Source organism: Microvirga sp. 3-52, from assembly GCF_018383585.1.
Classification (GTDB): domain Bacteria; phylum Pseudomonadota; class Alphaproteobacteria; order Rhizobiales; family Beijerinckiaceae; genus Microvirga.
Genome location: NZ_JAHAMK010000007.1, coordinates 54,450 through 74,407, shown reverse-complemented (window position 1 = coordinate 74,407; position 19,958 = coordinate 54,450). Strand labels below are relative to the sequence as shown.

Genomic DNA, 19,958 nt, shown 5'->3' with positions numbered 1-19,958 from the left:
GGTCTTGTTGCTTGATCTTGTCGTCTCTTATGGAGTGACTGGCGGGCCAGGAATGGCCCGCCAGTCGTCGTCCCTCCCGTGGGGGGTTAGGAGAGGACGAAGTCGGAGGCCTTCAGGTCGTGGATGCCCTTGAGGCTGATCTTGAACTCAGCCGCATCGGGTCCGGTGGTGTTGCCGCTCACGACCGTGTAGTCGCCGTCATCGCGGGTCTCGTGGGAGATCACGAGCTGGGCAGGTCCGGTGAAGGACGACCCGTTCGCCAGCGTGAAGGCCTGCTTTCCGCCCGCTCCCGTGTTGGCGTCGATCGCCGAAAGGTCGAGACGGTCGCCCGGCTGGAAGCCGAGGATCGTGTCGCCGCTGGCATCGGCCGCCGACAGGAAGCGGAAGACGTCGTTCCCCGCCCCGCCGTCGATCACGTTCACCGCGTGGTTCGCCGTGATCGTGTCGTTGCCCGATCCGGTCACGATGTTCTCGATGCCCCAGATCGTGTCGGCACCGCTCTGCGTGCTGAACACGCTGCCGCTGCCGCCATTGGCCCCGAGGTTCGCCGTGATGTTCGCGGTGATCGCGGACATGTCCAGCGTGTCGTTGCCGGTCCCGCCCGTCATGTCGTCGCCGTAGTAGACGTCGTTGCCGTCGTTCACGGATGCCATGATGCGATCGTCCCCTGCGCCGCCGTAGACGGTGTCGATGCCCATTCCTGCATCGATCAGGTCGTTGCCGTCGTCTCCGAGGACACGGTCGTTGCCCGCATCGCCGTAGAGCATGTCGGCATCGCTGCCGCCGAGCATGGTGTCGTCGCCGTCGCCGCCGAACATCATGTCCCGACCGGCCTCGCCGCTCACGAAGTCGTTGCCTGCTCCGCCGTGGACGACGTCCGCCCCAGCCCCGGCGACCACGTTGTCGTGGCCGTCGAGCGCCATGATCGTCTCGCCCGCCGCGGTGCCGACCAGCACCTCGGTGCCGTTCGTTCCGGCAATGGGAGCGCCGATCGAGGTGCCGGGCTGCGTCGTGGGAGGAGTCCCGGTCTCGCCGGTGTCCTCATCGTGGTCGCACGAGTCGTCGTCTTCCTCGTCGTCCTCGCGGTTGCCGGGAGTGGGCGTCTCGCCTTCGTCCTCGTCATCGTCGTTGCCGGGAGCCGACGTGTCGTCATCCTCCTCGTCGTCATCGTGATCACCGGATCCGACCTGCGGCATCCCGCCCTCGCTCACGAAGCGCACGGTGTGCGTGCCGTTCGTCATGGTGGTGACGCCATCCTCACCGGTCGTGACGTCGTAGTCCGCCAGCACCGCGCCCTCCGGCAGTTCGATCACGTCCTGCGGGCGAAGGGTGCCCACGATGGCGTCGTTGCCGCCCAGCGACTTGAAGACGATCCGGTGCGCCGACTGGAGCGCCGAGATGTCGACAATGTCGTCGCCGTCCGAGCCGATGAGCGTGATCGTGTTCGGCCGTAGGCTGGTCACGGTCTCGAAGTTGCCGAAGATCTCGAACCGATCGTTCCCGACCTGTCCGTTGCCGCCCACGTTGGTGCCGTTGACGACGATCTCCTCGATCTCCGTGATCTCGGCAATGATCGTCTCGGGCTGGCCTGCCGTCTGGCGGGTGACGACGATCTCGTTCTCGTCGCTGCCCGCATAGGCAATCCGGGCGACCGCCTCGTCGTAGGTGTAGATGCGGTAGGTCTCCGACTGCTGGTTGCCGATGATGACGAGGGTGTCGCCGTTCGCTCCTTCCGTTCCCCCGTTGATGACGTCCGAGCCGTCGCCGACCCGCCAGACGAAGGTGTCGTCGTCCGGTGCCCCGGTCACGGCGTTGTCGCCTGCGCCGACGTCGTGCCCGTTGAGGGTGTCGTTGCCCGCTCCGCCGATGATCACGTCGCCGCCGTTGCCGCCGGTGATGACGTCGTCGCCGGAGGTGCCGAGGATCAGGCCCGGACCCGTCGTCGGGGTGGCGCCGTTGGTGACGATCTGGAGGGCCTCGCCGTTGCCGAACTGCACCCTCTCGATGCCGTTGAGCGTGTCGGTGCCCCCGTTGCCGATCAAGTCCCTTACGGTGATCAGTCCCTGATTGTTGGTCCCGATCTCGTAGTTCGCCGCCGGCCCGTCGAAGACAGCGACATCCGTCCCGGTCCCGCCGTTCAGCGTGTCGCTGGCAGCCCCGCCCTTGAGGGTGTCGTTGCCGTCACCGCCGAAGATGGAGTCGTTGCCCGTGCCGCCGGTGATCTGGTTGTTGGCGGCATTGCCGTTCAGCGTGCGGGCGCCGTTGCCGCCGCCCTGAACGACGAGGTTCTCGACGTTGGCCGCCAGGGTGTAGTCCCCGCTGCCGGTCAGGATGACCGTGTCGGTGCCGGAGCTCGCCCCCACGCCTTCGATGACCTGGTCGACGTTCGCGCCGGAGGTGCCGTCGACGTAGTAGGTGTCGTCGCCGTCGCCGCCCGCCATGGTATCGCCGCTTGCAGTCGCGGCAGTGATCGTCAGGTCGTCGATCCACACGTTGTCGGGATTGATGGTTCCACTGTTGGCGTTCGTTCCGCTGACGGTGAACCGGATCGCCGCATTCGCGGTGAACGGCCCGTTCAGGACGAAGTTCTCGATGGAGCCTCCACCCGATGCGCCGGTGATCACCTGAACGGTCTGCCACACCGGGGGATTGGCGAGTGCATTCGGGGAGAACTGCACTGTGACGGTTTCGCCCTGGTCGAAGCTGTTCTCCTGGTACGTGTAGCTGATGGTTGCGGAGGTCCGCCCTGCCAGGTTGAGCGTGCGTTGGATCGACGCCGTTCCGTTACCGGGATCGCTGTCATCGTCACGGAAGACCAATCCGTTGGCCGGGTTTCCGCTGTCGATGCGGATCTGACCTTGCGAGGCACTGCTGACATTGCCGTTGTCGCCGTTCTCGACCCAGGCAGATGTCCAGCCGGAACCGCCGCCCAACGTCGAGGTGTTGAAGCTGTCCGTGATGGTCACGGACGACCCGCCGCTGGCGCCACCATCGAGGGTGTCGTTGCCGGCTCCGCCGATGAGCGAGTCGTTGCCGTCTCCACCCTCGAGGATGTCGTTCCCGTCACCGCCGTTCATCGTGTCGTTGCCGTTGAAGCCGAGCACGAGATCGGCCTCATTGCCTCCGCTCAGGCTGCTGTCGTTGACGTTGGTTCCGGCGATGATGCCATAGGAGACGCCACCGATCTCGGCACGCTCGATGCTGATCAGCGTGTCGGTGCCGCCTGCCGTGCTGGTCACCGTCACCCTGCCTTGGGCGTTGATGCCGAAGGTGTAGTCGGTGAGCGCCCCGTCCAGCACGACTGTGTCGGTCCCGGTCCCGCCGTCGAGCGTGTCGGCCCCGGCATTGCCCGTCAGCCTGTTGTCGAGGGCGTTGCCGATGCCGACCGACGCGTTGCCGGCGAGGATCAGGTTCTCGACGTTCGCTGCCAGCGTGTAGCCCGTCGAACCCGTCACCCAAGAGCGGACCGTGTCGATCCCGCCCGCGGCGTCCTCGACGACGACATCTGACGTGGTATCCACCACATAGGTGTCGTTGCCCGCGCCGCCGACCATCCGGTCGGCTCCCGCACCGCCGTCGAGGACGTTATCCCCGGCGCTGCCGGTCAGGGTATCGGCCTGCGAGCTGCCCGTCAGGTTCTCGATGCCGATCAGGGTGTCGGTGCCCGCGCCGCCGGTGTTCTGCGGCTGGGTGGTCGCCAGCGAGACATTGACGCCCTGGGCCGCCCCGGCGTAGCTCGCCGTGTCGGACCCTACGCCGCCGTCGATGCGGTCGTCGCCCGCGCCGCCGTTCAGGACATCGTCGCCCTGCTCGCCGTAGAGCTGGTCGTTGCCAATCCCGCCGGAGAGGGCGTCGTTGCCGAAGCCGCCCCGCACCGTGTCGTTGCCCGCCCCGCCGTCGAGGGCGTTGTCGGCGTTGTTGCCGAGCAGGGTGTCATTGCCCGTGCCGCCGATCACGTTCTCGACGCCGCGGACGAAGTCGAACCCGGTCGCCACTCCGGTCAGCAGGTTTACCGACAGGGTGTCGGCGGTGCCGTTGTAGTCGAGGGTATCGACGCCCGCGCCGAGGTCGAGCTGCATGTTCTCGACGTTCGTCACGGTTGCCTGCACTGTAGCATTTCCAACCCGGGTGATGACGCCGCCCGCCATCACGACGCGGGCCGTGTCGTTCGCACCTGCGGTCGCCTCGACGATGCGCAGGGTGTCGCTGTCGGCCCCGCCGTCAATGACGTCGGCACCGTCGCCGCTGCGGTAGACGACGGTATCGTTGCCGGCTCCCGCATCGATGGTGTCGTTGCCCGTGCCGCCGATCAGGGTGTCGTTGCCGTCCCCGCCGACGAGGCGGTCGTTGCCGCCGGCCCCGTCGAGGGAGTCGCCGCCCGCACCGCCGGAGATGTTGTTGGCGCTGTTCCCGCCGATGACGATGTCGTCGCCTGCGGTGGTCCTCAGGTTCGGGTTCGTGACGGTCTCGCTGATGTTCGTGGCATTATCAGAGATGTAGTTGCCGACGATCCCGGTCACGGCCGATACCACCGAGTGGTTGTTCCCGAGGTCGTCGGTGTAGTCGACGACGGCACGGATGTACCTGCCCACATGGGCCTGGCCCGGAGTGAAGGTCCGAACGGTGGTGCTTTCGAAGACGGACGTCCACGGACCGTTCGGGTTGCTGGCTATCTCCCAGCGGTAGGTCATCAGCGACTCCTCGAAAGCGTCGGTGATGCCGTCGGGATCGGTGAAGGCGACCGTCGCCGTCAGCACCTGGCCCTCGGTCGGGGTCATGTCACTGATCAGCAGGGGGCCTTCCGGCGGGTTGTTGACGCCGACCACCCCTTCCGTCGGGGACGAGTAGACCGTCTCCGGCACGCCGCCCGCGTCGATGTAGGTGCCGATGACCCGAATGCGCAGCCCGGTGTGCTCGGAGGCGGGTGTGAAGGTGTCGCCCGTGACGCCGTCGACGTCCTCGTAGTCGCCGGTGCCGTCGTTGCGCTCCACCTGCCAGCGGTAGGTGATCCCGGTCACCGTGCCGCCGGGGTTGTTCTCGTCGCGGACGTTCGCGGCGGAGACCCGCAGCGGCTGGCCTTCGACAGCAGGCATGCCGAGGATCTCGAGCCGGCCCGTCGGTCCGATGTTGCCCGTGTCCTTGATGACGTACACCCCGTCGGAGAACTGGATGCGCTCGATGTTGATGAGCACGTCCGCACCCTCGTCGATGCGCGGGTCGATGTTCTCGTCCTCGCGGCGGGCCACGAAGACCTTGTCGCCCACATGGGTGATCTCGTACCAGCTCATGTTACCGGCATAGACCGCCGTGTCGGTGTCGTTGCTGCCGTCGGCGTGCAGGATCTCGCGGACGTTCTCGAGGATGCCCGGGTTGACCTCGCGGGTGAGCGTCAGGTCGGTGAGCGCCCTGCCCCCGAACTGCGCCACCGCGCCCGCCTTGGGCACACCGTTGTCGAGGTCGAAGTCCGCCTCGCGATAGATCTTGGTGGTCAGGCCGTCCGTTGTGTAGGCCGTCCCGTCCTTCTCGAACCGGATGCGCACGTTCATCCAGGCGTCGCCGTCGATGACGTCGTTGCCGCCCTTGCCCTCGAACGTGTCGGAACCGTCGCCGCCGAGCAGGATGTCGGAGCCGTCGCCGGTCTCCATCACGATAGCGTCAGCGTTGGACGCGTCCCAGGTCTTATGGCTGAGCAGGTCACGCAGGCCGTCGATGCGGCGTACGCCCTGCTCGGTCAGCGCGTTCGACCAGGAGTAGAACGGGTCGTCCGGGGCCGGGATCGCGGCGCCGCCGACGATCTCGTCACGGGCGCCCTGCGCCACCGAGCGTCCGGTCAGGATGTCGTTGTGCTTCCAGCCCGACAGTCCCTCGACCAAGTCGAAGCGGTCGCGCAGGATGAACTCCTCCTGGTTCTGGAAGATGCCGATGCCGAGGTCGGAGTTCGCCGCCACCGCGTCGCCCTTGTGGATCGCCCAGTCGAACCCGGCCATGCCGTTGTTGCGCTGGATGCCCACACCCTGGAACATGATGTCGTCGCCGGACTCCGCGTCGTAGTCGACATCGCCGTTCGACCCGTTCAGGATGTCGTGGCCGATGATGGTGGAGTTGAAGAACAGCTCCGAGTTCTCGCCCGCCAGGGTGTCGAAGCGGCCGCCGCCCTCCATCCAGTCGTCACCGGCCTCGCCCATGAGCATGTCCATGCCGTCGCCGCCGAGGATGTAGTCGTTCTCGGTTCCGCCCATGACCGTCTTGCCGTCGGGCCCGGCGACGATGAAGTCGCTGCCGGAGTTGCCGAACACGAGCGAGAGGCCGCTGCCGCCGTGGATGACGTCGTTGCCGGCGTCGCCGTGCAGGAAGTCCGCCGCCCCGATGTCGGTGCCGGCATTGGTGATGATGTCGTCGCCGTCGCCGCCGTGGACGTGGTCGACGCCGTAGCCGCCCTCGAGGCGGTCGTCGCCGTCCTCACCCCAGAGGCTGTCGTCACCCTCGCCACCGATCAGGGTGTCGTTGCCGGCCGAACCCTGGATGACGACGTGGTCACCGCCGTTGTAGCGCACGTACTCGGAGACGCCGTCGCTGAAGAGATTAGCGGGCAGCGTCTGGCTGAAGGGCTGCCCGGCCACCACGATGACGTGGCTGTCAGGCTGCGCAGGATAGATCGCGCGTCCCTCGGTACGCCCCGAGACGAGGTAGTGGTAGAGCGGATCGATGCCTGCCGCCGCTACATCCGGGTTCGCCACGAGATAGCTCTGGACGTCGAACTCGGCCGATGGGTTGCGGCCCTCCATCCAGCCGGAAGCCATGTAGTGCTCGAGCGGATCGACGCCTGCCGCCGCCACATCCGGATTCTGGAGCAGGTACCAGGCGGGATCGAAGTACTCGTTGGGCTTTCTCCCCTCTGTCCGCCCGCTCGACGCAAAGTGCGCATCGGGATCGATGCCGGCTGCCGCCACGTCCGGATACAGGCGATTGTAGCCGTCATCGTCGACGAGCACGTCGAGATGGTTCGGCATCGGCTTCGGATCGATCACGAGGAGCTTGACGGTATGGCTGCGCGTCTCCCCCGAGGCATAGGTAGCCGTGACGACGGCCTCGAATACCCCGCCTACCGTCGGCGTGCCCACGAAGCTGCGCGCGGCGGCATCGAATGTCACGCCCTCCGGCAGGCCGGATGCGGTCAGGGCCGTCGGGGCATCATCGCCACGACGCTCGACCATCTTCGAGATCGCCTCGAGCACCGGATTGTCGTGCTCGGGGTCGTCCTGCCCGGTCATCTGCAACTGCTTGGCGAGATCGGCGTAGAGCACGAGGTCCGGCCGCGAGAAGATATCGCCGGGAACCGCGGTGCCCTCCTCGCCGAGATCCGTGTTGCGCAGCATCATCTTGGCGAGAGAGTTGCTCTCGAGCTCCGACAGCAGGTTCATGCCCTGGACGCGGGACAGGTAGTAGAAGCGGTCGCCGTCCTGGAGGTTCTCCATCTGGAGCTCGAAGATGGCCGAGAAGGTGGAACCCAGCATGCCGCCGAAATCCATCTTCTTCTCGGCGATGCCGCCGACCCAGAGATCGATGTCCTGGAGTCCTCCGAGCTTCCCGTCCGTCGCGTAGACTCCCGTGGCGTTCAGGAAGTCGGAACGATCCTGGGCCGAAGGAGGAACGATGGTCTTCTGCAGCTTGGTGACCGGATCGACGAACGTCTCCGTGGTGCCGAAGACGATCGCCATCGCCGCGGCGCGCTTGCCCACGACTGTATCCTCGGCCTCGATGAGCGCGTGCGTACCGTAAGCCGCGATGAAGTTAATGATCGATTCAGGATTCTTGAGGTTGAGCGCGAAGTCCATCCAGCTCGTATAGGGGTCGAGCTGGCTGTCGCCGCCGGCGATCTCCCTGAACTGGGCGCGGGCCTCGTTCAGGGTCGGCATGCCGGTGTCGCGGCCGCGGGCGATGTTGATCGCCGCGAGGTCGAGCGGGATGCCGGTGAGCTGGTTGCGCAGGACGTTCGTGACGAACTCGTCGATCTCGTTGCCGACCTGGGCGCTCATGCCGCGCAGGACGGCGCCGGCTGCCTGCTCATGGGTGAGCGTGCCCTCATTGTCGTAGGCGAGCGGGTTCAGGAACGCGTCGAACAGCGTCATGCTGCCGTCCTGGCCGTCGGCGTAGGTCCGGTCCACGGTCTCGTTGAGCATCGAGTGGCCGAAGCGGTAGACCACGTTGGCGAACTCGGAGAAGATCGCCGGGTTGATGTCCGGGTCGGGCTCGAACAGGAACGCGTCCACGTCCGGCTGCATCTTGCGGGCGAATTCCTCGAACACGAGGTGCTGGTACTCCATCTCGGTCACGAAGCGGCCAGCCTGGAACAGACGCTCGCCGTCCCACTTCAGGGAAGAGACGAAGTCCTCGTACCCGGCGCTGCCCTGGGCCGGGATCTGGGTGCCCGCCGGAAGGTCCACCAGGAGCCATTCGTTGAGGAAGGCAAGGTCGCCCGACTGGAGCACCACATCCTTCGTATGCTCGACGATGAGGTTGTGCTCGCCGTGGAAGACGTGGTGGATCGCGGTCAGTCCGATGTTCTCGTTGCCGCGACCGTCGCCGGTGATGAAGTGCTTGTCGAGCAGTTCGTTGTCGTACTCGGTGTTCTGTCCACGTTGATTGGCGACAGCGTTTCCGGCGAGATCGTCACCATCCGCCATAAGCTGGCCGTTCTTGACCACGGGCACGGCGTTGTGCGCGATGTCGTCGAGGAAGGCGTGGCTGGTGCGGATCGCCCCGACGGCTCCGTTCTCAGGATTGACCACCGTCCAGGAATTGATCGGGGATTCCGGGTTGCCCTCGACGAGCACGTCGTCCTCCGTGCCGAGGATGCCGTCCGCACCCAGCCCGAGGACGAGTTGTGCGTAACCGTTCGGGCCGGGGATGAAGTTGCCGTATTGGTCGGCGGCGACCAGCGGGATGCTGCCGACATCCCTGTCGGTCAGCTCAATGCCGAGGAATTCCCTAGCGTGCGCCTTGACGTCCGCCCAGGTGGCCAAGCCGCCTTTCGCACCTTCGAGCAGGTGGCCCGTCGCGACCGGCTTGCCGTCGGGGCCGATCTCGTACTCGCGCATGAAGACCTGCTTCGAGGCGTGCGAGCCGTAGGTCTGGTTCTGGTCGACCCAGGCCGTCGTCGTGTTCTTGGCGCCCTCGCCAATGGTCGCCCGGGTCAGCGGCATGAAGTTGGAGTGGCTGCCGGGGACGTAGAGCGGGTCGTCCGGTGAGAGCGGCATGTAGATCGTGCCGTTGCCGCCCTTGGCGACGAGGTCGAGTCCGTGGTCGAAGAATTGGCCGAACAGGGTGAAGACCGAGCTGTACGGAGCGGAGTCGCCGATGTCCGGCGAGATGTTGTTGAACTGGTAGGAGACGAGCGGGCTGCCGTCGTTGGCGAGCTTCGGCGTGCCGTCCTCATTGAGGATCGGGGTGAAGGAGACGTCCTTGCCTTCCGCCTTGTACCGCTCGTAGAGCATGGTGGCGATCGGGTTGTTGCTGGTCTGGTCGACGATCAGGTTCGAGATGATGCGGGGATCGGCGTCGACCAGCGTGCCTCCCTCGAGTCCGTACCTGTCCGTCGGCGTTCCGTGCTGCCCGTAATTGCCGTCGACGAAGTCGATCTGGCCGGGCGATCCGGCTCCGAACGTGATGCTGTCGCCGTCGAGGTCATTGCGCCAGTTCGGATCGGTGATCCGCACGAACGGCTGGTCCGAGGAACCCCAATGCTCGCGGCCCGGGACGAGGTTGTTGTAGCTGCCGTCGACGGTGCGCAGGCCGTACGGCAGGAGCGGGCTGTCGACCAGTTCGGACATCGGCGTGCCCGCCGCGTGCTGCTCCGCGATCTTGATCTGCTTGAGGATGTATTCGAGATCGTGCTTGACCAGCTGGACCATGGTGCTTCTCCCTCTGAGGCTTTGTCTTGTGTGCGCATTGTCCCGGCCGGGGCGACCTCGCCCATCAGCCTGCAATTCCGTCGACAATATTGGCCAAGAGCCGCACGGCCCGCATCGGATGGAGGTACAACGATTTGTTAACCATCGGTCGAGGTCCGCGCCTGGACCCGGGCCCGGGCGCCTCCTGGACCTAGGTCCAGTCCCTTCACGGAGTGTGCCCCTCTCGCAGACTGCACGGCGTCACGGACGATCAGGAAACGAGCCCCCAAACGGGATGGGACATCGGCATGGGCTTTCGAGTGCACGGCCAGGACCATTCGGGCCGGATAATCCCGGACGTGGCCTTTCTGTCGGTCCGGTGTCCGGGGAATTGATGCCCTCCGCCGGCATCGTCCGGACCGGCGGCAGCATCCTCTCGGCTGGGGTCTTGTCGGCAGCCGGCCTGCGCATCGATCCTTCCCGGATCGCCGTAATGGGGTTCTCGCGTGGCGGACCCTGAGCCCTGTACGGGAGCCTCGAGCGCTCCCAGGCGGCGCATAGGCCGAAGGGCGTGGAGATTGCCGCCGACCTGCCGTTCTACCCGGCCTGCAACTTCGAACTCGTCGGTGGATTCGAAGTCTCAGATGCCGCGATAACGGAATATCCCGGCGCGCTCCACGCCTTCGAGAATCCGAAGAGCCCATCCTTCAACGTCTTTCCGGACGCGCAGACGTCCCGCAGTTGTCGGAGGCGCGAGGGGAACGGACGGTTCCTCAATGCCGACACGGGGCAGCCCTTCACCTACCGGGATGCCTGCGTGGAACTCGGTCCGGCAATTCAATACGACGACGGTGCGGCCGATGCGGCGCAGGCTGCGGTCAGGACGCTTGCCACCAGGATCCTTCGCTTGGCGAACTGACGGGCATCATGAGTGCCGGCTGGGGATTCGGAGGCATTCGCCTTCGACCCCGCCTTACACTCCCCTGTTCCCGAGATCGTCCCACGCGCGCTTAGCGATGAGAACTGCCTCGACCCGGTTCCTGGCCTTGAGCTTCCTCAGGATGTTGGTCACGTGATACTTGACGGTCTTTTCCTGCACGTCCAGTCGTTCGCCGACCTCGCGGTTGCTCAGTCCGCTGGCGACGAGGCGCAGCGTGCGCCTCTCCTGGTCCGAGAGGGTTGCCAGCGGGCTCGCCTCCGCCCGTACCCTGTTCGACAGCACGCGGAGCGCGAGGTCGGGGGACACGACGCTGCGGCCGTCCCTGAGACTCCGCACGGCCGCGATCAGGTCCGGTGCCCGGATCCCCTTGGGAAGGTACCCGACCGCACCTGCTTCCAGCGCCCCCGTCACGTCGTTATCGTCCTCAGAGACAGTCAGCATCGCGACCTTGGGCGGTTCGGGCATCCGGAGGATCTCGCGGGCGGCCTCGATCCCGTTCCCGGGCATCGAGACGTCGAGCAGGATGAGATCGAGGGAAAGCTCCCTCGCGAGCTGCACGGCCTCCGCGGCCGAGGCCCCTTCCCCCACGACCTCGATCCCGCCGTCAAACCCGAGCGACTGGATCACCCCGGCCCGGAACATCGCATGGTCATCCACCACGGCGACGCGAATCCTCTCAACCATCCTGTCCTCCCCCGGCCAAAGCCAACGTCATCTCGATCCTGGTCCCGCCGCCCGGTGCCTTGCCGATGCGGAACGTGCCGCCCAGACTTTCCGCCCGCTCCCGCAGCCCGACCAGCCCCAGGCCGGAATCGGGTCCGGCCGGACGGTGGATGCCCGTTCCCCCTTCGTCCTCCACGGCGAGGCACAGGACGTTGTCCTCGACCTCGCAGACCACGGTCTGGCCGTTGCCGCCGGCATGGCGGAAGGCATTGTTGAGGCCTTCCTGGACGAAGCGGTACGCGCAGATCCTGACCGCATCCGGAACGGCTTGGAAAACGGACTCGCAGCGGACGGCAACCGCGGTGCCGGTGCGCCGCTCGTGCGCACGGGCCGCCCGGCCGATGACCTCCGCGAGCGGCAGACCTTCGATCTCCGGCAGCATCAGTCCCTTCGACAGGGCGCGGATGTCGCGCTGGGCCTCCTCGAGGACAGAGTCCAGCACCTGCAACTCCTCCTCCCGCTGCGCGTCCGTCCCGGCGCGCCGGACGTGCTCGACCTTCAGGGCGGCCAGCCCCACGAGTTGCGCGGGACCGTCGTGCAGCTCCGCACCGAACCCCCGCAGGTAACACTCGGTCAGTTCCGAGACGCGGCCCGAGGCCCGCTGGACCCGTTCCCTGAGGGCCCGGTTGTGCTGGGACGTCCGCTCGACGTCCGCCATGCGCTCGCCGAGCTGGCGCTGCTGGGTCATGATGGTCCGGCTGCCGCGGTAAACGATCCAGAACAGGCCCGCCATGATCAGCCCGGTGGCACCGATCCGAGCGAGCCAGCTTTTCAGGCGCAGCCACCACAGCCGCCGCTCCAGCGGCTCAGTCGCCTCGTGGATCTCCGCGACGGCGATAATACGTCCGGTATGATGCTCCCGGATGGGGGAGTAGATCTCGAGATAGCGAGAGGTGAAGCCTCGGATCTCGTGCTCATCGGCTTCCAAGTCGGCGTAGCGCGCCGAAACCTCTCCCTGCATGGCCTCGACCATCCCTGCGGGAGGATAGAACCGGCGCCCGATCAGTCCGGGCGTCGTCGAGTAGGCGACGAGCCCGCCGTCTTTCCAGATCTCGACGTGGGGGAAACGGCTCCTGAAGTCCTCCCGGCCGAGCAGCCGGTCCAGTTCTGCCCGCTCCTTCACGGGCAGGACGTCGCCGGCCGCGAGATGATGGGCTAGCGGCGAGAGGATGCTGTCCATGAACAGGGCGGTCGTCGCGGCCTTCCGGTCGATCGTGTTCCTGGCGATGATCTCGGCGGTGAACAGCCCTTCGACGACCATCGCAAGCAGCATGATGGCGCCGCCCGTCACGGCGAACTGGCGGGTCAGGCTCCAGGATCTCACGACGGCGCCCCAACGCCGCGCTCCCATCCGTGCCGACAACCCCGACATGCCCTGCCCCAATGTGCGCCGTGAGGGCCCGAGGATACCTGGAACCGGCCGTCCCGCAATCGACGAAGGTCCAACGCGGGACCCGACTTTGGTCCAGGCGACTACCCCGTTCGGGCATGATGGGCCGACGCGTGGCACGGGCGGATCGGAAACGCCCGGGATCGCGTTTCCCTCACGGCCCGAACCGGTGCCGCGCCTTCCGCGCCATGTGCGGGGCGCCTTCAGAGCCCGCCGTCTACCTCCGTCGGGTTAGTACCTTCCGCCGTTGCGCTAGCCCCTCAGGATGACGGACTCCTTTCCTTTTGACGGCTATGCTTCTTGGACAGACAAGAAGACTTGGACCGGAGGGGCACGCGAACCGGCGCCGCCAGGTCCATGTCGGGGGGATCATACCATGGATTCGATTTCAGTTGCCTTGATCGACAGCCATCCTGTCACGATCGAGGGGGTGGCGCACGTGCTCGCCACGCAAGGCACATTCTCCGTGGTGGCGCGGGGCGAGAGCTCCCAAGACGCGCTCGCGATTGCCGGACAGCACCGGCCCGACCTGATGATCCTGGACCTGGCAATCCCCGGAGACGCCGTCGCGGCGATCTCAGAGATCGCGGCCAGGCATCCGGGCACGCGGGTCATCGTCTTCACGGCGGTCCCCAGCGTCGAGCATGCGGTGAGCGCGCTAGAGGCTGGGGCACGGGGATACGTGTCCAAGTCATGCGCGACGGGCGAGCTCGTCAATGCCGCAAGGGCCGTAATCGCCGGGGCCACCTACGTGTCGGAGATCTTCGCCAGTGGGGCGATCGCCGCGCTGAAGAATGCGTCCGTGCGCAAGATCGCCATGCAGGCGCTTAGCCTGACCGCCCGGGAGGACCAGATCGTCCATCTCCTGCTCGGGGGCCGGACCAACAAGGAGATCGCCTCCGACCTGGGCCTCACCGAGCGGACCGTCAAGCACTACATGACGGTCCTGATGCAGAAGCTGAATGTGCGCAACCGCGTCGAGGTCGTGATGGCGGCGCAGGATCTCAGGCGAAGCCCGGGCGGTCGGCAAGGGATCGCGTTTGGCTCCGCCGCTCGGCCATCCATGGCAGTCAGCAGCTTCACCGTTAGGGAGATGGGTCCCCGACCGCCCCGACTGTCCAATTGATTGCGGCGCAATGACGAGAAGGGAAGTCTGAAATCCTTGCTCAGGCCGATGAGGCCAATTGTGTAGCCGATCACGAGGGCTCCTCCTCCCATCGTCGCTAAAAAGCCTTCGGCGAAAGCTTTCACTATACGGGCGTTATGGAAGCGTGCGCTTATAGCGTCTCGATCTCCGTCTAGCGCACCGTGCAGACCCGGAGGGCCGCGTCAGCGACCCGCAGGGCCACGCCAGTGAAAAATGGACCTGTTTTTCCGAGCCCAACGATGCGCCAGCTCAGAAAGATGAGCATCGGAATGGATCCCAACAGGGCAAGTCGACTTTTGGGTCCGACGCTCTAGGCCTGCACCACAGGCACAGGATGGTCCGCGGCGGGTCAAACCGGGCGCTTAAGCGCGACCGTATAAGGGTCCTCTTTTGGCCTGATCTCGGATGTTCGCTAATGTTAAGACGATCAGGCTCTGGACCCGCAGCCTGCTGGGTTCACGTGCAGGTTCGATAGTGACTTTCTGGCGGCCACAGCCAAACCGCGCTGCTCTCAACTCTTTATATTACAAGGCTTTTCGACAGGTGAGTTAGAGTGGCGCGCCCTAGGGGAGTCGAACCCCTCTCTCCAGCGTGAAAGGCTGGCGTCCTAACCGATAGACGAAGGGCGCGGGTCATTCGGGGCGGTGCCGCCGAAGTGGGCGAACCTATAGATGGGTTCGTGACGCATCGCAAGCACCAGAATTGAATTATTCCGGCCTCGCCGCATCCATGATCCGGACCTCGACCTTTTCATTGCCGCCCCAGCGGTCGATGGAGAGCGTGCCGGCCACATGGAGTGGATTTCCGATGGCCTGCGACAGGGCATTTCCGAGCGGCTGCCCGGCGGCACGGAAGGCGATTCCGCCGATAAAGCTGCCGTCCCCGCCCCGAAGCTTCACGCGCATATGCCCGCCGCTGCCGACCTCACGCGCCTCGACGAGGCGATGCTGCGGGAAGACGAAGACGGGTTCCGGCTGGCCCTGCCCGAACGGCCCTGCCCGCTCCAGAGCCGTCACGACGGCAGGCTGGGCGCCGGCAGCCGTGAGGGTCGCGTCAACGGCGAAATCGTCCCTGAGACGCATGGTGCTCACCGGTTCGGTGAGCTTCTCGGTGACGAAGGCGAGGAAGCGCTCCAGATCGACAGCCTGAATCGTCACGCCGGCCGCCATGGTGTGGCCGCCACCCTTGATGGCGAGCCCCGCCTCGACGGCTGCGCGCACTGCAAACCCCAGATCCACGCCGGGCACCGAACGGCCAGAACCGGTCGCCGTGCCGTCGGCATTGAGGGTGAAGGCGAAGGCCGGACGGCGGAACCGCTCCTTGGTGCGGGCGGAGATCAGGCCGACGACGCCCGGGTGCCACTCGGCCGAGGCGGTCACGAGAACGGGCAGGTCCGGCATGCGCTCCAGCGCCATCATCGCCTGAGCCTCGGCTTCGGCGACGGCTACAACCTCGATGGCCTGGCGCTCCCGGTTGAGCCGATCGAGCTCGGCCGCGAGCCGACCGGCCTGCACGGGATCATCCGTCAGCAGAAGGCGCGAACCCAGGGCCGCGTCGCCGATCCGGCCGCCGGCGTTGATGCGTGGTCCGACCAGATAACCGAGATGCCAGCTTTCCGGAGCTCCGGCGAGGCCTGCCGTATCGAGAAGCGCCGCCAGCCCGACCCGGCGGCGGCTCTTCATGATGGCCAGTCCCTGGCGCACGAACGCCCGGTTGAGTCCGATGAGCGGAACCACGTCGGCAACGGTCGCCAGTGCGACGAGATCGAGGCTCCCCATGAGGTCGGGCTCGGGTCGTCCCTGGAAGAAGCCGCGGGAACGCAAGGTCCGGTTGAGGGCGACCAGGAACAGGAACACCACACCGGCCGCGCAGAGATGACCGAGCCCCGACAGGTCGTCCTGCCGGTTCGGGTTCACGATGGCGAGCGCCTCCGGGAGCTGCTCCGGCGCCTGGTGGTGATCGAGAACGATGGGATCGAGGCCGAGGCGCTTGGCTTCGGCCAAGGGCTCGATGCTCGCGGTCCCGCAATCGACCGTGACGAGGATGTCGGCGCCCTGCTCCTTCAGCGCCCGGATGGCATCGACATTCGGGCCGTAGCCCTCCGTGATACGGTCGGGGATGTGGATGGCATAGTCCAACCCGCAGGCGCGAAGATACTCGGCGAGGAGCGCTGCGCTGCAGGCCCCATCGACGTCATAATCCCCGAAGATCGCCACCTTCTCGTTGCGCATCACCGCATCGCCCAGCCGGGAGGCCGCAGCCTCCATATCGGTGAGCCCGTGCGGATCCGGCATGAGATCCCGCAGGCGCGGGTTCAGGAAGCCCTCGGCGTCATGGATCCCGACACCACGTCCGGCCAGGACACGGGACAGCACGTCCGGAAGGCCGTGGGTCTGCGCGATGGCGAGCGCGATCGTCCCCTGGGCGGCATCGCAGCGCTCGACCCAGGTGCGCCCGAGGGCGGATTGGGTGACGCCCAGGAAGGGCTTCGGCAGGAGAAGAGGAGATGATTCGGTCACGGCAGCAGTCTTATCCGCGAATTGTGGTCAAAGCATCCTGGGATGCTGGTGAGCTGCTTCGGCCTCGTCATGGCCGGGCTTGTCGCGGCCATCCCGATCCTGTGAAACGCCGCGTCTTCGTATCGGGATCACCGGCGCAAGGCCGGTGATGACGGAGGAGGGTGTCATTCGCGGCCCATCGACCGCCGGAATGACCGCGGCATCAGCCGAACAGATGGCGATACTGAATGAAGCCGCTGCGGGCGGCGACCTTGTCGTAGAGGGCCTGGGCCGTCGTGTTTGTCTCATGAGTCAGCCAATAGACCCTGCTCGCGCCGTGGGCTTTCGCCTTCTCGTAGACGGTCTCGATCAGGGCGCGCGCCACGCCCTGCCCCCTCGCCTCCTCGGCGGTGAACAGATCCTGCAGGTAGCAGTAATCCGCCGTGGTCCAGGTGGAGCGGTGATAGATGAAATGAACAATGCCGACGATCCTGCCGTCGAGAACGGCCGCGAGGCCATGCATGGGCTCCGCGGGATCGAGGAACCGACGCCAAGTGGTCTCCGTGACCTCGGGCGGCACGGATGACTTGTAGAACGTCAGATAACCCTGCCAGAGGGGCTCCCAGGCATTCCGGTCGTCAGCGGTAAAGGGGCGGATCTGAAGCATATTTGCTTCCCACTTTGAAAAACGTCGTCCCTCTGACGTCATCACCGGCCTCGTGCCGGTGATCCCAATGAAGAGAAGCGCCGCGCCTCACCGCATCGGGATGGCCGGCACAAGGCCGGCCATGACGTCGAAGGACGCCATTGTGAATCAGACCGTCAGGATGAGGCGAGAGCAGGTCAAAACGCAAATGGCCGGGCGAGCCCGGCCATGATGCATGTGGATTGCGCTCCGTCCCTGGACCGACTTAATCCAGGTGGAACTTCGCCAGTTCCCGGTGCTCGCCGTAGATGCGGCGGACGGTGCCGGTCGCGGAGCGGTAGACCACCGTCTCGGTGGTGATCACCTCCTGGCCGAAGTGGACGCCTCGGGTGAGCGCGCTGTCAGTCACGCCGGTCGCCGCCACGATCACGTCGCCACGGGCGAGATCCGTCATGTCGTACTTCTTGTTGGGATCGGTTACGCCCATCTGCAGGGCACGGGAGCGCTTTTCCTCCGTGTCGAGGATCAGGCGGGCCTGCATCTGGCCGCCGATGCAACGCAGCGCACCGGCCGCCAGCACGCCCTCAGGCGCAGCGCCGATTCCGAGATAGATGTCGATGCCGGTTTCCGCCGGCTTGGTCGTGAAGATCACACCGGCCACGTCGCCGTCCGAAATCAGGCGGACACCTGCGCCGGTCTTGCGGATCGCCGCGATCAGGTCCGCATGGCGCGGGCGGTCGAGCACGAGGGCGGTAAGCTCGTTCACCTTCACGCCCTTCGCCTTGGCGAGGTTGTGCAGGTTTTCCTCAGGGCTGGCGTCAAGATCGACGACGCCGGCGGGATAGCCGGGCCCGACCGCGATCTTGTGCATGTAGACGTCGGGAGCCGCCAGCAGGGTTCCGGCCTCGGCCATGGCCATGACGGCGATGGAGCCCGGCATGTCCTTGGCGCAAAGGGTCGTGCCTTCGAGCGGATCCACGGCGATGTCGACCTTCGGGCCCTGCTTGTTGCCGACTCTCTCGCCGATGAAGAGCATCGGCGCCTCGTCGCGTTCGCCTTCGCCGATCACGACCGTGCCGTCGATGGGAAGCTTGTTCAGCTCACGACGCATAGCGTCCACGGCGGCCTGGTCGGCGGCCTTTTCATTGCCGCGGCCACGCAGCCTGGCGGAGGCGACAGCCGCGCGTTCGGTGACGCGGACGAGCTCCAGGGTCAGGATGCGCTCGATGATTTGGCCCGGTTGGACGGTAATGCCTTGCGACATGGACGTGTCGTCTCCCTCTTGCGATCGTGTGGGGCCCCGAGAGGCCCGGTCGTGGGTTTATTCGCGTTCGATGCGAATGACTTGGGGCGGTTCGGCGATAAGACCATCCCCCGAGATTTTTTCCAGAGCCGAGCGGATCGACGCTTCGGTGGCCGCGTACGTGATGAGCACCAGCGAGACCGGCGCACCCGAACGCCCATGCGGGTCCTTGGTGGCGGCGATCTCCGAGCGCTTCTGCAGGATGCTCTCCAGCGAGATGTCGGCTTCGGCCATGCGGGTCGCCACACCGGCGGCCACACCCGGTCGGTCGTGGACCGTCAGGCGAACGTAATAGCCGCCCTCGTGGCGCTGCATGGGGGCGCGAGGCGCCTTCTCCAGGCGATCCGTCGGGGAGCCGAAGAGCGGCTGCACGGTGCCGGTCGCCACATCGGCGATATCGGCAACGACCGCGGAGGCCGTGGCATCGCCCCCGGCCCCGGGCCCGATGAGCGTCAGCTCTCTTACCGCATCGGCGTCGATGGTGACGGCATTCGTGACGCCCATGACCTGGGCGATCGACGACGTCCGGGGCACCATGGTCGGGTGGACGCGCTGCTCGATGCCGGTCTTGGTGCGTTCGGCGACGCCGAGGAGCTTGATGCGGAAGCCCAGTTCCTTGGCCATGGCAAGGTCGAGGGGCGTGATGGAGGAAATGCCCTCCACATAGATCGCATCCGCGTCGATCTCGGTCCCGAAGGCAAGGCTCGTCAGGATGGCGAGCTTATGGGCCGTATCGAAGCCCTCGACGTCGAAGGTCGGGTCGGCCTCCGCATAGCCGAGGCGCTGAGCGTCCTTCAGGCATTCCGCGAAGGTGAGCCCCTCCAGCTCCATCCGCGAGAGGATGTAATTGCAGGTGCCGTTGAGGATACCGTAAAGGCGCGAGATCCGATTGGCCGGCAGAGCCTCGCGCAGGGTCTTGATGATCGGGATGCCGCCCGCAACGGAGGCCTCGAAGGCCAGGGACACGCCCTTCTCCTCGGCCAGTTTCGCCAGTTCGAGGCCGTGCTTGGCCAGCAGCGCCTTGTTGGCCGTGACCACGTGCTTGCCGAGTGAAAGGGCCGCCCGCACCGTGTCGAGAGCAGCCCCGTCCGCACCGCCGACCAGTTCGACCACGCAATCCAGATCGGCTGCGCGCGCCAGTTCCACCGGGCTGTCGAACCAGGTGAAGCGCGAGAGATCGAAACCCCGGTCCTTCGCCCTGTCGCGAGCCGAAACGGCCACGACTTCAACCGGCCGCCCGCCGCGCTGGGCGACGGCCTCGTTCTGGCGGTCGAGAATGCGAATGACCGATGCGCCGACGGTGCCGAGGCCGGCAATGCCGACCCGAAGGGGACGTGTCACGAACAACAGCTCCTTGAAAATCTCGGGCTGCTTTTACGACCGCCAAGGTGTCCTGTCCATGCGGACGCGAAATTCCGATG

Annotated in this window: 9 protein-coding genes and 1 tRNA gene; 2 read left to right on the top strand and 8 right to left on the bottom strand. The window is 66.1% G+C overall.

What is annotated here, in order from left to right; translation table 11 throughout:
- Positions 1–86: 86 nt before the first annotated feature.
- Complete coding sequence (locus KHP60_RS25105) at positions 87–9,911, bottom strand: peroxidase family protein (RefSeq protein WP_283770687.1); 9,825 nt, start codon at positions 9,909–9,911, stop codon at positions 87–89.
- 550 nt (positions 9,912–10,461) lie between these two features.
- Here KHP60_RS25105 and KHP60_RS08135 point away from each other — a divergent pair.
- Positions 10,462–10,809: a hypothetical protein gene (locus KHP60_RS08135; protein WP_213563409.1), complete on the top strand. Its 348-nt coding sequence runs from the start codon at positions 10,462–10,464 to the stop codon at positions 10,807–10,809.
- Positions 10,810–10,863: 54 nt separating this feature from the next.
- Here the strand turns inward: KHP60_RS08135 and KHP60_RS08130 are convergent, their stop codons facing one another.
- Together KHP60_RS08130 and KHP60_RS08125 are read right to left on the bottom strand one after the other, a co-directional pair.
- Entirely contained in the window at positions 10,864–11,514 is a 651-nt protein-coding gene (locus KHP60_RS08130; RefSeq protein ID WP_213563408.1) for a response regulator transcription factor, read from the bottom strand.
- The gene (locus KHP60_RS08125; RefSeq protein ID WP_213563407.1) at positions 11,507–12,925 is read right to left on the bottom strand and encodes a sensor histidine kinase; all 1,419 of its coding nucleotides are present in this window, start codon (positions 12,923–12,925) and stop codon (positions 11,507–11,509) included. The genes KHP60_RS08130 and KHP60_RS08125 overlap by 8 nt, the downstream gene beginning before the upstream one ends.
- Before the next feature lie 394 nt (positions 12,926–13,319).
- Between KHP60_RS08125 and KHP60_RS08120 the strand changes: the two genes are divergently transcribed.
- Entirely contained in the window at positions 13,320–14,069 is a 750-nt protein-coding gene (locus tag KHP60_RS08120; RefSeq protein ID WP_213563406.1) for a response regulator transcription factor, read from the top strand.
- Between the two features lie 575 nt (positions 14,070–14,644).
- Here KHP60_RS08120 and KHP60_RS08115 read toward each other — a convergent pair.
- The 5 genes from KHP60_RS08115 to KHP60_RS08095 all read right to left on the bottom strand — a co-directional run bounded on the left by KHP60_RS08115 (position 14,645) and on the right by KHP60_RS08095 (position 19,878).
- Positions 14,645–14,719 (bottom strand) — tRNA-Glu (locus KHP60_RS08115).
- A 78-nt stretch (positions 14,720–14,797) separates the two neighbouring features.
- A complete protein-coding gene (recJ, locus tag KHP60_RS08110; RefSeq protein ID WP_213563405.1) occupies positions 14,798–16,609 on the bottom strand; it encodes a single-stranded-DNA-specific exonuclease RecJ in 1,812 nt (603 codons plus the stop codon).
- Positions 16,610–16,811: 202 nt separating this feature from the next.
- Positions 16,812–17,255 (bottom strand): GNAT family N-acetyltransferase, encoded by a 444-nt coding sequence (locus KHP60_RS08105; RefSeq protein WP_213563404.1) that lies wholly within the window; start codon positions 17,253–17,255, stop codon positions 16,812–16,814.
- A 244-nt stretch (positions 17,256–17,499) separates the two neighbouring features.
- Positions 17,500–18,498 carry a class II fructose-bisphosphatase gene (gene glpX, locus KHP60_RS08100; protein ID WP_213563403.1) on the bottom strand — a complete coding sequence of 333 codons (999 nt, stop codon included), beginning with the start codon at positions 18,496–18,498 and terminating at the stop codon, positions 17,500–17,502.
- 57 nt (positions 18,499–18,555) lie between these two features.
- A complete protein-coding gene (locus KHP60_RS08095; RefSeq protein WP_213563402.1) occupies positions 18,556–19,878 on the bottom strand; it encodes a homoserine dehydrogenase in 1,323 nt (440 codons plus the stop codon).
- Between the last annotated feature and the right edge of the window lie 80 nt (positions 19,879–19,958).

Excerpts from the sequence above, each read along its gene's own strand:
- KHP60_RS08130 (WP_213563408.1), bottom strand. The coding sequence starts at position 11,514 with ATGGTTGAGAGGATTCGCGTCGCCGTGGTGGATGACCATGCGATGTTC.
- KHP60_RS25105 (WP_283770687.1), bottom strand. The coding sequence starts at position 9,911 with ATGGTCCAGCTGGTCAAGCACGATCTCGAATACATCCTCAAGCAGATC.
- KHP60_RS08125 (WP_213563407.1), bottom strand. The coding sequence starts at position 12,925 with ATGTCGGGGTTGTCGGCACGGATGGGAGCGCGGCGTTGGGGCGCCGTC.
- KHP60_RS08105 (WP_213563404.1), bottom strand. The coding sequence starts at position 17,255 with ATGCTTCAGATCCGCCCCTTTACCGCTGACGACCGGAATGCCTGGGAG.
- KHP60_RS08120 (WP_213563406.1), top strand. The coding sequence starts at position 13,320 with ATGGATTCGATTTCAGTTGCCTTGATCGACAGCCATCCTGTCACGATC.
- glpX (WP_213563403.1), bottom strand. The coding sequence starts at position 18,498 with ATGTCGCAAGGCATTACCGTCCAACCGGGCCAAATCATCGAGCGCATC.